Source organism: Blastomonas natatoria (assembly GCF_003201955.1).
GTDB lineage: Bacteria > Pseudomonadota > Alphaproteobacteria > Sphingomonadales > Sphingomonadaceae > Blastomonas > Blastomonas natatoria.
On sequence record NZ_QJJM01000020.1, the window covers coordinates 1 to 13,320 of the forward strand.

Below are 13,320 nucleotides of genomic sequence, written 5' to 3' on the forward strand. Positions count from 1 at the left end.
TCCGGTAGTCTTCGCAAAACCACCTGAATCAACGACTTGGGCTGGCGTCAAGCTAACCCACTGGCACCACTCAACTTAATTTCGGATCAGGCTCTTAGGCGGAAGGACATGCAGGGCCTGGCGCTGCTCGTGGATAAGCGCATCAACCCCATGGGCGCGCCAAGCCGATAACGCGATCTTGCACAGTAACAGTGTTAATGTTAGTGTGCGTCATGATGTTAGCAACCAACCGGCATGAGCGAGCGGGGCTGCTCGAAACGGCGCGTGCCTATATTGAGCAAGTGCTGCATGCGCCGCTTCATATCGAAGGACCGGTCGCCACTAGCAGCCTGCCATCTTTCCTCGGCCAACGCTACGCATTGGTGGGTGCCGAAATCTTTGGCCGCGAATGCGTGCTGATGATCCCGAACGGCGACCTCGACGAAACGCCAGCGACGGTCGCAAAGCATCGGGAGGCTCTTCAGCGCCATCTTACAGGCCGGACGGCCGTCCTCGTCACTGATAGACTCAGTAATCACAACCGAGCGAGATTGATTTCACAACGTGTGCCCTTCATCGTCCCAGGCAATCAGCTGTTCATACCTGAGCTTGCGATGGACTTGCGCGAGCATTTTCGAAGCGATCGGGCCGAGCCGGCCGACAGCCTTACGCCAACCGCCCAACTGATCGTGCTGGCGCTGTTGATGGATCGGATCAACATAGAAACAACGCCTACCGAACTAGCCACGCAGTTTCGATACAGTGCTATGAGCATGAGCCGCGCGATCAGCGAGCTTGAAGCTCTCGGGTTGCTTGATGCGGAGACAAGTGGCCGATATCGCAACGTGCGTTTTCCACTTTCACGAGCCGAGGTTTGGTCGCGCGTGCAACCGTTGCTGCGCACGCCCGTGCGCAAACGACGCCGGGTTCGACGGCCTCTGGCGAATTTCAAGTGGCCGCGCGCCGGAGAAAGTGCGCTTGCCGAGCGGACTAATCTCTCACACCCGCGCTTAGAGACGTACGCGATTGCGGCCGCGGACTGGAAAGCAATCGCAAGACAGTATGATCTGGATCGTCGGGCTGCCTGGGATGAGGCCGTGATCGAACTCGAGACGTGGACTTATGACCCCCTGCTGCTGGGAGATGCAGATCTCGTGGACCCGATATCTTTATGGCTCAGTTTGCCCAATAACACGGACGATCGCATCGGCGCTGCCAAAGATGAGTTGCTCAAGGACGTCGGGCTTTGAAGGGGCTCGATGCATTCAAGGCGCACTTCGAGGGTTTTGCGCACAATTACGTGTTGATCGGCGGCGCTGCCTGCGAAATCATAATGGAAGAAGTCGGTCTCGATTTTCGCGCTACGAAGGATCTCGATATCGTGATCTTGGTTGAGGCGCTGGACGCTGCATTCGGTGAGCGCTTCTGGGCTTTTGTCGAGGCGGGCGGCTACCAACAACGCGAGCGGAGCAGTGGCAAGAAAGAGTTCTACCGCTTCCAGAAGCCGTGTAACAGCGATTATCCGGCGATGCTTGAGCTCTTCGCGCGCACGCCTGATGCAATAACTCCCGCCGCCGATAGCGTGCTGACGCCTCTTCCGGTTGACGAAGATATAGCAAGCCTTTCGGCGATTTTGCTCGACGATGTCTATTATCAGGCATTGGTGGAGAACAGCCGCGAAGTTGATGGGATAGCCGTCTTGGACGAACGTATTCTGATCCCGTTCAAGGCCAAAGCGCATCTCGACCTTGCCGAACGGCGCGATCGCGGTGAGGAGATCGATCAGAAAACGGTCCGCAAGCATCGGGCCGACGTGTTTCGCCTGTTGCAGTTGTTGCCGGAAAGTGCCCGCGTTGTTTTGCCATCCACCATTGCGGCGGCTGTCGCGGCGTTTGCCGAAAAGGTGGAAGCAGACGGGGATTTTGTGCCAAAGGATATCGGGTTGCCGTTGGATGCGGTGAGCCACATCTCCAGATTGCGGGTCCTTTATGGCATCGAGCAGGGATGAAGGGTAGGAAGGTGGCACGGCCCATCAGTACACAGGCGAATGAACGAATTGCCGCTGTGCAACCTCATGCCAGAGGTAATCGTCGGGAGAGCCCCATCTGTCGTGAGGGCGGCCCCAGTGGCGCATGAACCGGTACAAGCCCATAAGCGCTGGCCACGCAGGCTTTCGATGTATTGCAGGTGGCGTATTCATTAAGCTTTTTGACGAAATAGCTGAATCGAATTATGGTTAGATTAACGAAAATGTGGGGGAGAGTGTGGGGGAGGCTCTTCGCTCATTCCAAGAACAATATTGATATCAAATCATTATCTTGATGGTTCGATTCAAGCCCTGCCACCACCCCCTTCACGTTCCTGATGATGAAGGCCCCGGGGCCGAGTGCCCTTGGCAAGCCCGATAGGATTGGGCACAACGCGCGCATGATAGAGATCGTCCGCATCCCCGCCCTGTCCGACAATTATATCTGGCTGGTGCATGAGCCGATCAGCGGCGAGACGGTGGTTATCGACCCCGCCGAGGCCGAGCCCGTGCTGGCTGAGGCCAAGGCGCGCGGCTGGTCCATCACGCAGATCTGGAACACGCACTGGCACCCCGATCATGTCGGTGGCAATGCCGCGATCAAGGCGGCGACCGACTGCGCGATCACCAGCCCCGAAGCCGAACGCGATCGGATCGCGACCTTCGACACCACGGTAAAGGGCGGCGATGTCGTGCATCTGGGATTGATCCGCGCGGACGTGATCGATGTTCCTGCCCATACGGCGGGCCATATCGCCTATCATCTGCCCGAAGAGCAGGCGATCTTCGTCGGCGATACGCTGTTCGCCATGGGCTGCGGTCGGTTGTTCGAGGGCACGGCCGAACAGATGTTCGACAATATGGCGCGGCTCGCGGTGCTGCCCGGCGAAACGCACGTCTATTGTGCGCATGAATATACCGAATCGAACGGGCGCTATGCGCTGGTCGCCGAGCCCGACAACCTGGCGCTCGCCGAACGGATGGAGCAGGTATTCGCGATGCGCGCGCGGGGTGAACCGACTGTGCCGACGACCATCGCGCTCGAACGCGCGACCAACCCCTTCATGCGTGCACGATCTGCCGAAGAACTCGCCGAGCGCCGCGCCGCCAAGGACAATTTCCGGGGCTGAAACCGCCGGATCGACAGCTGAGAGGACCTGACATGACCGAAGCCTTTATCTGCGACGCCGTGCGCACGCCGATCGGGCGCTATGGCGGCGGTCTGGCGACGGTACGGCCCGATGATCTGGCAGCAGTCGTGCTGCGCGCACTGGTCGGACGCAACCCGGGGCTCGATGCAGCGGCGATCGACGATGTGCTGTTGGGCTGTGCCAACCAGGCGGGCGAGGACAATCGCAACGTCGCGCGCATGGCCGCCTTGCTGGCAGGCCTGCCCGAGACCGTCGGGGGCGCCACGATCAACCGGCTGTGCGGATCGGGGCTGGATGCAGTCGGCAGCGCTGCGCGCGCTATCCGCGCGGGCGATGCCGATCTGATGATCGCGGGCGGGGTCGAGAGCATGACCCGCGCGCCCTTCGTGATGCCCAAGGCGGGCAGCGCCTTTGCTCGCGACAATGCGGTCTATGACACGACCATCGGCTGGCGTTTCGTCAACCCGCTGATGAAGGCGGTGCACGGCGTCGATTCGATGCCCGAGACGGCCGAGAATGTCGCCGAGGACTTCGGCATCGCCCGCGCCGATCAGGACGCATTCGCGCTGCGCAGCCAGCAGCGCGCAGCTGCTGCGCAAGCCTCCGGGCGACTGGCAGCAGAGATCGTTCCGGTCAGCATCCCGCAGCGCAAGGGCGAACCGCTCATCATCGATGCCGACGAACATCCGCGCATGACGTCGATCGAGGCGCTGGCTGCGCTGAAGCCGATCTTGCGGCCCGGCGGCACGGTGACCGCAGGCAATGCCAGCGGCGTCAATGACGGCGCGGCGGCGCTGATTGTCGCGTCCGAAGCGGCGGCGGCGCGGAACGGCCTGACGCCGCGCGCGCGGATCGTCGGAACGGCGGTCGCGGGCGTGCCGCCACGCATCATGGGCATCGGCCCGGCCCCGGCGGTCGAAAAGCTACTGGCACGCTCGCGGCTGACACTGGGCGAGATCGACATCATCGAGCTGAACGAAGCTTTTGCCGCGCAAGGCCTGGCCGTGTTGCGCCAGCTGGGCCTGCCCGACGATGCGCCGCATGTGAATCCCAATGGCGGGGCGATTGCGCTCGGTCATCCGCTCGGCATGTCAGGGGCGCGTCTGGCGCTGACTGCGACCGAGGAGCTGCAGCGCACCGGTGGACGCTATGCCATCGCAACCATGTGCATCGGCGTGGGGCAGGGGATCGCGATGCTCGTGGAGCGGGTGTAACGCGAGCCGTTGCAGTCTCCCTCGTCATTCCCGCGAACGCGGGAATCCCGCTTTCTCCCAGACGCTGAATCAGCAAAGCGGGACCCCCGCCTTCGCGGGGGTGACGATGATGGGCGGCATGGGCGGCGAGCGAAAACAGCCCAGATCACTCCCCCGCCACTTTGGGGACCGGCTGGAAATCCCGGACGAAGCGCTCGAGCAGGCGCACGCCATAACCGGTCGAGCCCGCCGGTTTCAGGTCGTTCGCGCCGCCCCATGCCATGCCGGCAATGTCGATATGCGCCCAGGGCGTTTCGGGCTTCACGAACGCGCCGATGAAATGCGCGCCAGCGCCTGCTCCGGCGCCACCCGCACCCGAATTCTTGATATCGGCGATGGTCGATTTCGTGTCCTCGGCATAGCTAGGGTGCAGCGGCATGCGCCAGACGGCATCGCCACTGGCATCGCCTGCCTTGAGCAGCTGATCTGCGAGCGGATCGTGACGGCTGAACAGCCCGGCATAATCGTCGCCCAAGGCGGTCATGATCGCACCGGTCAGCGTTGCCATGTCGACGATCGCGGCGGGGTTCAGCTTCGTATCGGCATAGGCAACCGCGTCAGCGAGCACGAGCCGTCCTTCGGCATCGGTCGAGATGATCTCGATGGTCTTGCCGTTCATCGCCTGCAGCACGTCTGCCGGGCGCGCGGCATTGCCGTCGGGCATGTTCTCGGACAGCGCGGCGATCGCGACGACATCGACCGGCGCGCGCGACTTGGCCAGCGCCAGCGCCGCGCCGACCACGCTCGCCGCGCCCGACATGTCGAACTTCATGTCGCCCATGCCACTGCCATTCTTGAGCGAGATGCCGCCGCTATCGAATGTGATGCCCTTGCCGGCAAGCACCACCGGGCCGTTCGATGGTGCGCCGCGTCCGGTGTAGCGGACGATCAGCATGCGCGGCGGACGCGCCGAACCGCGACCCGAGCCCAGGATCGAACCCATGCCGAGCTTTTCCATCGCAGGGACATCGAGTGCCTCGATCGTCACTCCGGCGACACCCGCAAAGGCGGCGCGGGTGCGTTCGACAAAGCTCTCGGGATAGATGACGTTGGCCGGTTCGTTGGAAAGATCGCGCGCAAAGGCCATCGCCTCGATCAGCGGCCTGCCGCGCCCTGCATAGGCAGCGCGGGCGGGGTCGGTGGCATCAGTGACGATCGTTGTACCTGCCATCGGACCGGCTTCGCGCGCCTTGGCCTGATACAGGTCCGATCGATATTCGCCGATACCCATGCCGGTGGCAAGTTCGGCCACGGCTTCGGCGGGCAGGCCGTTTGCGAGCACGGTGAGCGATCCCTTGTCCTTCATCAGCGCACGACCGGCCGCGACGCCGAGCTTCTGGATTGCCGCTGCGCTCATGTCCGTCCCGGTGCCGACGACTTGGATGCGGTCCCAGCCGCCGATGCCGCGCAGGCTGAGGGTACCGGATTTATAGTCGAACTCCGCTGCGGCGAGCGCGCGGGCAATGGCGGCGCGCTCGGCTTCGTTCAGCGAAGCGGCCCTGCTTGCGAGATCGGCTTCGCCAGCCAGCGGTAGCACCAGCGTGCCGGAGGGCGCAGGCAGGCTGCTGGCGAAACTGACCCGACGGAATTGTGCCTTGGCTGCCTTGAGGGTCAGCGAGGGCTTCACCACTTCCTGCGCCTGCACGGCCAGGGGCATTGCGATGGTGAGTGCGGCAACGCTGCCAGCGATCAGAAATTGGCGGATAGGCATCAGGAAACCCCCTTTTGTCCTCGTAACATTGGCAACCATATCAGCAGCTTGGGTTGTTCACGGCAAGCAAAGAAGTGCGCGCGCCGGCCGTGTGGCATTGTCTTGTCAGCCTCATGACCCCATGTGCAAGCGATGTTCAGCACACCCGTCATCGCCGCCATCGCCTGGGCCGTCATTCTGGGCGGGGCTGGCGGGCTGCTGACCGAGATCGGTGCCTGGTACAAGAATTTGCGCAAGCCGAGCTGGCAGCCGCCCGACTGGTTGTTCGGGCCCGCCTGGACGATCATCCTGGGCCTGGCAGCCTGGGCTGCAGTGCTCGCATGGAACGGCACGCAGACGCAGGGTGACCGGTTGATCGTGATCGCGCTTTATGTCGCGAATTTCGTCTTCCATCTTCTCTGGTCGCCGCTGTTCTTCAAGTTCAAGCGGCCCGATTGGGCGCTGGTCGAGGTGGTGTTCCTGTGGTCGTCGGTGTTCGCGATGTGCGTATGGCTGCGGCCCTATTCCGTGCTCGCGAGCTGGCTGATCGTGCCCTATCTCGTCTGGGTCAGTTTCGCCGCGATGCTCAACGCCAAGATCGTCCAGCTCAACCGTCCGTTCGGTCGCGCCTGAAGTTTATCGGTCGAATAGCGCCAAATCGCTTGGTGCCGGAATAATATGTGTTAACTTTGCTTGACACTATTCAGGGGACCAGTGTGAGCGACCAGAAAACGCAGATTGTCGTTGTGGGCGGAGGCGCTGGCGGACTGGAGCTGGTGCGGCGGCTCGGCAGCAGATACGGCCGCGAGAAGCACGACATCATCCTGGTCGATCGCAACCTGACGCATATCTGGAAGCCGCTGCTGCACGAGGTTGCGGCAGGCTCGCTCGACGCCAATCTCGACGAGGTCGGCTATGGCGGCCATGCCGTGCGCTGGGGCTATCGCTTCTTCAACGGCGCGCTCGAGAGCATCGACCGTAGCACGAGGCATATCATCACCGCGCCGCTGCTCGACGATTCCGGCAAGGAGGTGATCGGGCGGCACCGTATCCGCTATGACTATCTGGTGCTCGCCTTTGGTGGCGTCTCCAACGATTTCGGTGTGCCGGGCGTCCGCGAGCATGCCCAGTTTCTCGAGCATCGCGGCCAGGCGGACAGTTTCCGGCAGAAGCTGCTCAACGCGTGCCTGCGTGCCAATCACGAGCACAATACCGGCAACCCCGAAGCGCGGGTGCGCATTTGCATCATCGGCGGCGGGGCCACGGGAGTGGAGCTTTCTGCCGAGCTGTACAATGCCGCCAAGTCGCTGCGCTATTACGGGCTGGAAGTGTTTGACGAGAGCAAGCTCGAGGTGACGCTGCTCGAGGCCGGGCCGCGCATCCTGCCGCAGATCGATGCCGAGCTGGCTGGCACTGCGCGGCACGAACTCGAGCAACTCGGCGTCAGCGTGCGGGAGAATACGCAGGTCGTGCGCGTCGCCGAGCATTCGGTCGAGACCAAGGATGGTGAAGCGATCCCCGCCGACCTGATCGTCTGGGCCGCCGGGGTCAAGGGCGCCGACGGTGTTACCGAGATGAGCGATCTCGAGCTCAATCGCCTCAGCCAGTTCGTCGTCAAGCCGACGCTGCAGACGACGCTCGACGATCATATCTTCGCTCTCGGCGATTGTGCGTCATGCCTTCTCCCCGGCCAGGAACGCCCGATTCCGCCCCGCGCGCAATCCGCGCACCAGATGGCGAGCCATGTGTTCGACAATCTGTGCCGGATACAGGCGGGCAAGCCGCTCAGGGATTTCGTCTACAAGGACCATGGCTCGCTGGTGTCGCTGAGCCGTTTTTCGACCGTGGGCAGCCTGATGGGCAATCTGGTCGGCGGCCGCATGGCGGTCGAAGGGCGGCTGGCGCGCTGGGCCTACCAGTCGCTCTACCGCATGCACCTGATCGCGATCCATGGCTGGTGGCGCGGCATATCGCTGATCGTCATCGGCCATGTGAACCAGATCGTGCGGCCGAAGCTCAAGCTGCACTGATCGGGGCGCAGCTCAAGCGCTGCGCTGATCCACCAGCCTGCCGCCCTTGAACAGCGCGAGGCAGCGGCCCTGCACGGGCAGCTTGTCGAATGGCGTATTCCCCGCCGATGCTGCCATCCTGGCTGAATCGACCTGCCAGGGCCGGTCGGGATCGACAAGAACGATGTCAGCCTCGTACCCGTTGCGCAGCGCGCCCGCCTGAACGCCGAGGAGTTTCGCAGGGTTTGCCGCGATCAGGTCGAACAGACGTTGCATGGAGATCAGGCCATCGCGGACCAGACCCAGCGAGAGCGGCAGCAGCGTTTCCGCCCCCGCCATGCCCGGCGCGGCATCGGCAAAGGGCAGGCGCTTGTCTTCGGGCCCGCGCGGATCATGGCCGGACGATATCACGTCGAGCGTGCCGTCGCGGACCGCCTCGAGCGCTGCTTCGCGGTCATCCTCACTGCGCAGCGGCGGCGAGAGGCGCGCGAAAGTCCGGAATCCGCCCAGAGCGACGTCCGACAGGAACAGATGCGCAGGCGTTATCCCGGCGGTCACCGGCAGCCCTTCGGCTTTTGCGGCGCGGATCAGCGCAAGTCCCGCCCGGGTCGTCACCTGACGGAAATGAACGCGAGCGCTGGTCATCCTTACGAGCGCCAGATCGCGGGCGATCGCGATGCATTCTGCCTCGGCTGGGGCCTGCGGCAGACCGAGCCGGGTCGCCATCTCGCCTGCGGTGGCAACGGCGCTGCCCGAAAGCCCATGATCCTGGCTGTGCACGATCAACGGCAGATCCAGCATCGCGCAATATTGCATCAGCCGGTGCATTACGCCGGTATCGGTAATCCAGCGCCTTCCGGTGGCGACGGCGCGCGCGCCCGCTTCCTGCATCAGCGCTATCTCCGCCATCTCGCTTCCCGACAGGTCGCGCGTCGCGGCGGCGAGCGGATGCACCCAGAAATCCGGCTTGCCCGAATAGGCGGCAAAGCGCACGCGCGCCGGATGGTCGAGCGGCGGGTTCTGATCGGGCATCAACGCGGCGCGGCTGATCCCACCGAAATGGAAGGCGGGCAAGTCGATCGCGAACACGCCGAGGTCGACGAGGCCCGGCGCGATCAGCGCGCCTTTCGCGTCGTGGATCCGGTCGTCCGCGCCTGGCGTGATGCTGCCGATCTCGGCAATGCGGTCGCCCAGCACCCGGATGCCGCCCGCGACGGGTTCGGTCTCGCCGGGCAGGACCAGGCGGCCATTGACGATGCTCAGCGGAGCCAGCGGGGTCTTGCTCATGCCCAGCCCTCCACGCCGCGCCGTCTGCGGGTCAGCACGTCGAGGCACGCCATGCGCATGGCGACCCCCATCTCGACCTGATCGGTGATTGCCGAGCGCTCGGCATTGTCCGCGATATGGCTGTCGATCTCGATCCCCCGGTTCATCGGCCCGGGATGCATCACCAGCGCGTCGGGCTTGGCCAGCGCCAGCTTGGCGTCGGTGAGGCCGTAAAGATGGCGGAATTCGCGCGGGGAGGGGATGAACTGGCCCTGCATCCGCTCGTTCTGCAGGCGGAGCATCATGACGACATCGGCCCCGTCAAGCGCTTCGGCAAAGCTGCGGCACGGGGTGCCTCCCATCGATTCCACCGCAGGCGGCATCAGTGCTGGCGGCCCGGCCACGCGCACCTCTGCGCCGAGCGTCGACAGGCAGATCATGTTCGATCGCGCCACGCGGCTATGCAGGATGTCACCGCAGATCGCGACACGCAGCCCTGCAATCTGCCCCTTGCGGCGGCGGATCGTCAGCGCATCGAGCAGCGCCTGGGTCGGGTGCTCGTGCGTGCCGTCGCCGGCGTTGAGCACCGGACAACCGACCTTGTCGGCAATCAGCTGCACCGCGCCCGAACTGCCATGACGGATGACGATGGCATCGGCGCGCATGGAATTGAGCGTGACGGCAGTATCGATCAGCGTCTCGCCCTTTTTCACGCTGGATTGCGCTGCGTGCATGTTGACCACGTCTGCGCCCAGGCGCTTGCCCGCGATCTCGAACGACAGCAGCGTGCGCGTCGAATTTTCGAAGAACGCGTTGATCAGCGTCAGGCCTGCCAGACGGTCGTCATGCTTGCTCGCCTGGCGGTTCAAATCGACCCATTGTTCCGCCTCGTCGAGCAGGAACTCGATCTCCCAGGGTTGCAAACCGGCGATGCCCAGCAAATGCCGGTGCGGAAAGGCCATGCTGCCGGGCGGATAGTCGCTGGCAGGGCGGCGGGCGGAGGGCGTGTTCGGCGATGTCATTAAAGGCGAGCGTCTAGGACCGAATCGGCTTTGGCTCAAGCGTGTGTTTTCTGATGTGGACAGGAGCCGCCGCTGCCGCAATGATGCCGCTGACAAGAATGTAAGCGGGAGGGATTCTGGATGGAACTGGTGACCGACGGCCTTCGCTTTCCCGAAGGTCCTGTAGCGATGCCCGATGGCAGCGTGGTACTGGTCGAAATCGAGCGCGGCTGCGTCACCCGGGTTCTGCCTGATGGATCGCAGCAGGTGGTGGCCGAGGTGGGCGGCGGCCCCAATGGTGCGGCAATCGGTCCTGACGGCAAGCTTTATGTCTGCAACAATGGCGGCTTCCATTATGTCGAGCGCGCCGGATTGCTGATCCCGCATGGCCAGCCGGACGGATATTCGGGTGGCCGGATCGAGCGGGTCGATCTTGAAACCGGGTCTGTCGAGACGCTGTACAAGGATGGGGATTTCGGCTGCACGCTGCGCGGCCCCAATGACATCGTCTTCGACAATGCCGGCGGCTTCTGGTTCACCGATCACGGCAAGACCCGGCGGCGCGAGCGCGACGTGACCGGCGTCTTCTATGCCCGCGCCGATGGCTCGCTGCTCAGGGAAGTCATCTTTCCTATGGAAAACCCCAACGGCATCGGCCTCTCGCCCGACGGCAAGAAGCTCTATGTCGCCGAGACCTATACCTGCAAGCTGTGGGTCTATGACATCGCTGGACCCGGCGAGATTGCGTTCACCCAGGGGCTGCTCGGGCCGGGAGGAACGTTCCTCTACAGCCCGTCGGGCTATACCTTTTTCGACTCTCTGGCGGTAGATGGCGCGGGCAATGTGTGCGTCGCGACCATCGGGCAGAGCGGGATTTCCGTGGTGTCGCCAGAGGGCGAACTGATCGAGTTCGTCGCTACCGACGATCCGTTCACGACCAATATCTGCTTTGGCGGGCCGGACCTGACCACCGCCTATATCACGCTGTCGGGCACCGGCCGGCTGGTGAAGATGGACTGGCCGCGCGGGGGAGCGCAGCTGAACTATCTGAATGCTTAACCGTCATTCCCGCGAACGCGGGAATCCCGCTTTTGTGCCGCGGAGGATTGGAAAAGCGGGACCCCCGCCTTCGCGGGGGTGACGAAGAATGGAATTCTTGGATTGAGGGACAACCAAATGACCACCCAACGCTGGGCCATCGACATCGACCGCGACCGGATCGCCGAGGCGAGCATCGTCGACGCGCCCGAAACGGAACTTCCCGAAGGTACGATCGAGGTCGGTATCGACCTCTATGCCATGACTGCGAACAACGTCACTTATGCGGTGTTCGGAAAGCCTTTGGGCCTGTTCGGCAACGACCAGGGCTATTGGGATTTCTTCGCTGAGCGCGACACGCCCGGGCGCCTGCCGGTCTGGGGCTTTGCCACGGTCAGCCGCAGCAACCATCCCGACGTCGGGGTGGGCATGCAGTATTATGGGTATTACCCGATGGCGAGCCATGCGGTGCTCCATCCGGGCCGGGTGAGCGCAAACGGATTCACGGACATCACCCCGCGTCGCGCGACGCTGCCGATCATCTACAACCAGTATCAGCGGGTCGATGCGCTGGGGGACTATCGCGCGCAGGATCACGATTACTGGCCAGTCTTCCGTCCGTTGTTCCTCACCGGCTGGTTGATTGCCGATCAGCTCGAGGACGAGGGCGATTATGCTGCGCAGCAAATCCTGGTGGCGAGCGCGTCGAGCAAGACGGCGATCGGCCTTGCCCATGCGCTGAAACAGCGCAGCGGCGGTCCGGCAACGGTCGGCCTGACCAGCGCAGGCAATGTCGCCTATGTCGAATCGCTCGGCCTGTACGACCGGGTCGTCGCCTATGACGACATCGCGGCGATGGACGCGAGCGTTCCGAGTGCAATGGTCGACATGGCGGGCAATCCCAGGGTTGCAGCAGCCGTGCACAACCATTTCGGCGATGCACTCAAGGCCTCGATCGTGGTCGGCAAGTCGCACTGGGATGCCAATGACGATGCCGGTGCGATGGCGGGGCCGCCGCGTCAGATGTTCTTCGCGCCCGGCCGCAGCGAAAAGCGGATCGGCGAATGGGGACCGGAAGGTTTCCGCCAGAAGCTCGAAGCAGCCTGGCTCGGCTTTACCGATCTTGCGCCCAGGCTGCTGTCGATCGACAAGCGCCAGGGCGCGGAGGCCGCACTCGCGGCCTATGCGGAGACGGTCGCGGGCAAGGCCGATGCGAAGACGGGGCTGGTCATCATTCCATGAGCTTCAAGGCAGTGATTTTCGACTTCGGCGGGGTGATCACCTCCTCGCCGTTCGAGGCGTTCAACCGGCTCGAGGCGGAACGCGGCCTGCCGCGTGATTGCGTGCGCCGGATCAATGCCACCAATCCCGATGACAATGCCTGGGCACGGTTCGAGCGGGCGGAGATCGATGCGGCCGCCTTCGATCAGGCCTTTGCCGAAGAAGCGTCGGCGCTTGGTCTGGACGTTCGCGGGGCGGACGTGATTTCCTGCCTCGCAGGCGATTTGCGTCCGCGCATGGTTGCGGTGCTCGATGCGCTCAAGGCGGAAGGGCTGATCATCGGCTGCATCACCAACAATGTCCGCGCCGGCAAGGGATCGGCGATGGTGTTCGACGATGCCCGTGCGGCCGAGATCGCCGCGATCATGGCGCGTTTCGATCATGTCATCGAAAGCAGCAAGGCCGGCGTGCGCAAGCCCGACCCGCGCATCTATGCGATGATGTGCGATTGCATCGGTATCGCGCCGGAAGCGTGCATCTATCTCGACGATCTGGGGGTGAACTGCAAACCGGCGGCAGCCATGGGCATGGCCGCGATCAAGGTCAGCGGTGAGGATCAGGCGCTGGCCGATCTGCGTGCGCTGCTGGGTCGGCCGGAAAGCTGGCCCGGCTGATGCGGTTCTGGG

General features: G+C 63.6%; 12 protein-coding genes. 9 read left to right on the forward strand and 3 right to left on the reverse strand.

Going from position 1 to position 13,320, the window contains the following annotated elements:
- Positions 1–212 precede the first annotated feature (212 nt).
- From C7451_RS17995 to pcaF, 4 genes are all read left to right on the forward strand, one after another.
- Positions 213–1,229 carry a MarR family transcriptional regulator gene (locus tag C7451_RS17995; RefSeq protein WP_146215417.1) on the forward strand — a complete coding sequence of 339 codons (1,017 nt, stop codon included), beginning with the start codon at positions 213–215 and terminating at the stop codon, positions 1,227–1,229.
- Positions 1,226–1,987 (forward strand): hypothetical protein, encoded by a 762-nt coding sequence (locus C7451_RS18000; protein ID WP_110300275.1) that lies wholly within the window; start codon positions 1,226–1,228, stop codon positions 1,985–1,987. The genes C7451_RS17995 and C7451_RS18000 overlap by 4 nt, the downstream gene beginning before the upstream one ends.
- A 419-nt stretch (positions 1,988–2,406) precedes the next feature.
- A complete protein-coding gene (gloB, locus tag C7451_RS18005; protein ID WP_110300307.1) occupies positions 2,407–3,135 on the forward strand; it encodes a hydroxyacylglutathione hydrolase in 729 nt (242 codons plus the stop codon).
- Between the two features lie 32 nt (positions 3,136–3,167).
- On the forward strand, positions 3,168–4,370 hold the full coding sequence (pcaF, locus tag C7451_RS18010) for a 3-oxoadipyl-CoA thiolase (protein WP_110300276.1): 1,203 nt from the start codon (positions 3,168–3,170) through the stop codon (positions 4,368–4,370).
- Between the two features lie 145 nt (positions 4,371–4,515).
- Here the strand turns inward: pcaF and C7451_RS18015 are convergent, their stop codons facing one another.
- The gene (locus tag C7451_RS18015; protein WP_110300277.1) at positions 4,516–6,120 is read right to left on the reverse strand and encodes a leucyl aminopeptidase; all 1,605 of its coding nucleotides are present in this window, start codon (positions 6,118–6,120) and stop codon (positions 4,516–4,518) included.
- Between the two features lie 132 nt (positions 6,121–6,252).
- On the opposite strand from C7451_RS18015, the gene C7451_RS18020 reads away from it, so the two are divergent.
- Entirely contained in the window at positions 6,253–6,732 is a 480-nt protein-coding gene (locus C7451_RS18020) for a TspO/MBR family protein (RefSeq protein ID WP_110300278.1), read from the forward strand.
- Between the two features lie 83 nt (positions 6,733–6,815).
- Positions 6,816–8,129, forward strand: coding sequence for an NAD(P)/FAD-dependent oxidoreductase (locus C7451_RS18025; RefSeq protein ID WP_110300279.1), 1,314 nt, complete (start codon positions 6,816–6,818; stop codon positions 8,127–8,129).
- Positions 8,130–8,141: 12 nt separating this feature from the next.
- Here the strand turns inward: C7451_RS18025 and C7451_RS18030 are convergent, their stop codons facing one another.
- Together C7451_RS18030 and C7451_RS18035 are read right to left on the reverse strand one after the other, a co-directional pair.
- Entirely contained in the window at positions 8,142–9,395 is a 1,254-nt protein-coding gene (locus C7451_RS18030; RefSeq protein WP_110300280.1) for a dihydroorotase, read from the reverse strand.
- A complete protein-coding gene (locus tag C7451_RS18035) occupies positions 9,392–10,396 on the reverse strand; it encodes an aspartate carbamoyltransferase catalytic subunit (RefSeq protein ID WP_425266509.1) in 1,005 nt (334 codons plus the stop codon). Before C7451_RS18035 ends, C7451_RS18030 begins: the two co-directional genes overlap by 4 nt.
- A gap of 120 nt (positions 10,397–10,516) precedes the next feature.
- Between C7451_RS18035 and C7451_RS18040 the strand changes: the two genes are divergently transcribed.
- The 3 genes from C7451_RS18040 to C7451_RS18050 all read left to right on the forward strand — a co-directional run bounded on the left by C7451_RS18040 (position 10,517) and on the right by C7451_RS18050 (position 13,308).
- Positions 10,517–11,434, forward strand: coding sequence for an SMP-30/gluconolactonase/LRE family protein (locus tag C7451_RS18040; protein WP_110300281.1), 918 nt, complete (start codon positions 10,517–10,519; stop codon positions 11,432–11,434).
- A gap of 117 nt (positions 11,435–11,551) precedes the next feature.
- Positions 11,552–12,655 carry a DUF2855 family protein gene (locus C7451_RS18045; protein WP_167398606.1) on the forward strand — a complete coding sequence of 368 codons (1,104 nt, stop codon included), beginning with the start codon at positions 11,552–11,554 and terminating at the stop codon, positions 12,653–12,655.
- Entirely contained in the window at positions 12,652–13,308 is a 657-nt protein-coding gene (locus tag C7451_RS18050) for an HAD-IA family hydrolase (RefSeq protein ID WP_110300283.1), read from the forward strand. Before C7451_RS18045 ends, C7451_RS18050 begins: the two co-directional genes overlap by 4 nt.
- Positions 13,309–13,320 lie beyond the last annotated feature (12 nt).

What these genes read in the sequence shown, in the direction of transcription:
- C7451_RS17995 (WP_146215417.1), top strand. Translation starts at nt 213, where the DNA reads ATGATGTTAGCAACCAACCGGCATGAGCGAGCGGGGCTGCTCGAAACG.
- gloB (WP_110300307.1), top strand. Translation starts at nt 2,407, where the DNA reads ATGATAGAGATCGTCCGCATCCCCGCCCTGTCCGACAATTATATCTGG.
- pcaF (WP_110300276.1), top strand. Translation starts at nt 3,168, where the DNA reads ATGACCGAAGCCTTTATCTGCGACGCCGTGCGCACGCCGATCGGGCGC.
- C7451_RS18015 (WP_110300277.1), bottom strand. Translation starts at nt 6,120, where the DNA reads ATGCCTATCCGCCAATTTCTGATCGCTGGCAGCGTTGCCGCACTCACC.
- C7451_RS18020 (WP_110300278.1), top strand. Translation starts at nt 6,253, where the DNA reads ATGTTCAGCACACCCGTCATCGCCGCCATCGCCTGGGCCGTCATTCTG.
- C7451_RS18030 (WP_110300280.1), bottom strand. Translation starts at nt 9,395, where the DNA reads ATGAGCAAGACCCCGCTGGCTCCGCTGAGCATCGTCAATGGCCGCCTG.
- C7451_RS18035 (WP_425266509.1), bottom strand. Translation starts at nt 10,396, where the DNA reads ATGACATCGCCGAACACGCCCTCCGCCCGCCGCCCTGCCAGCGACTAT.
- C7451_RS18040 (WP_110300281.1), top strand. Translation starts at nt 10,517, where the DNA reads ATGGAACTGGTGACCGACGGCCTTCGCTTTCCCGAAGGTCCTGTAGCG.
- C7451_RS18045 (WP_167398606.1), top strand. Translation starts at nt 11,552, where the DNA reads ATGACCACCCAACGCTGGGCCATCGACATCGACCGCGACCGGATCGCC.
- C7451_RS18050 (WP_110300283.1), top strand. Translation starts at nt 12,652, where the DNA reads ATGAGCTTCAAGGCAGTGATTTTCGACTTCGGCGGGGTGATCACCTCC.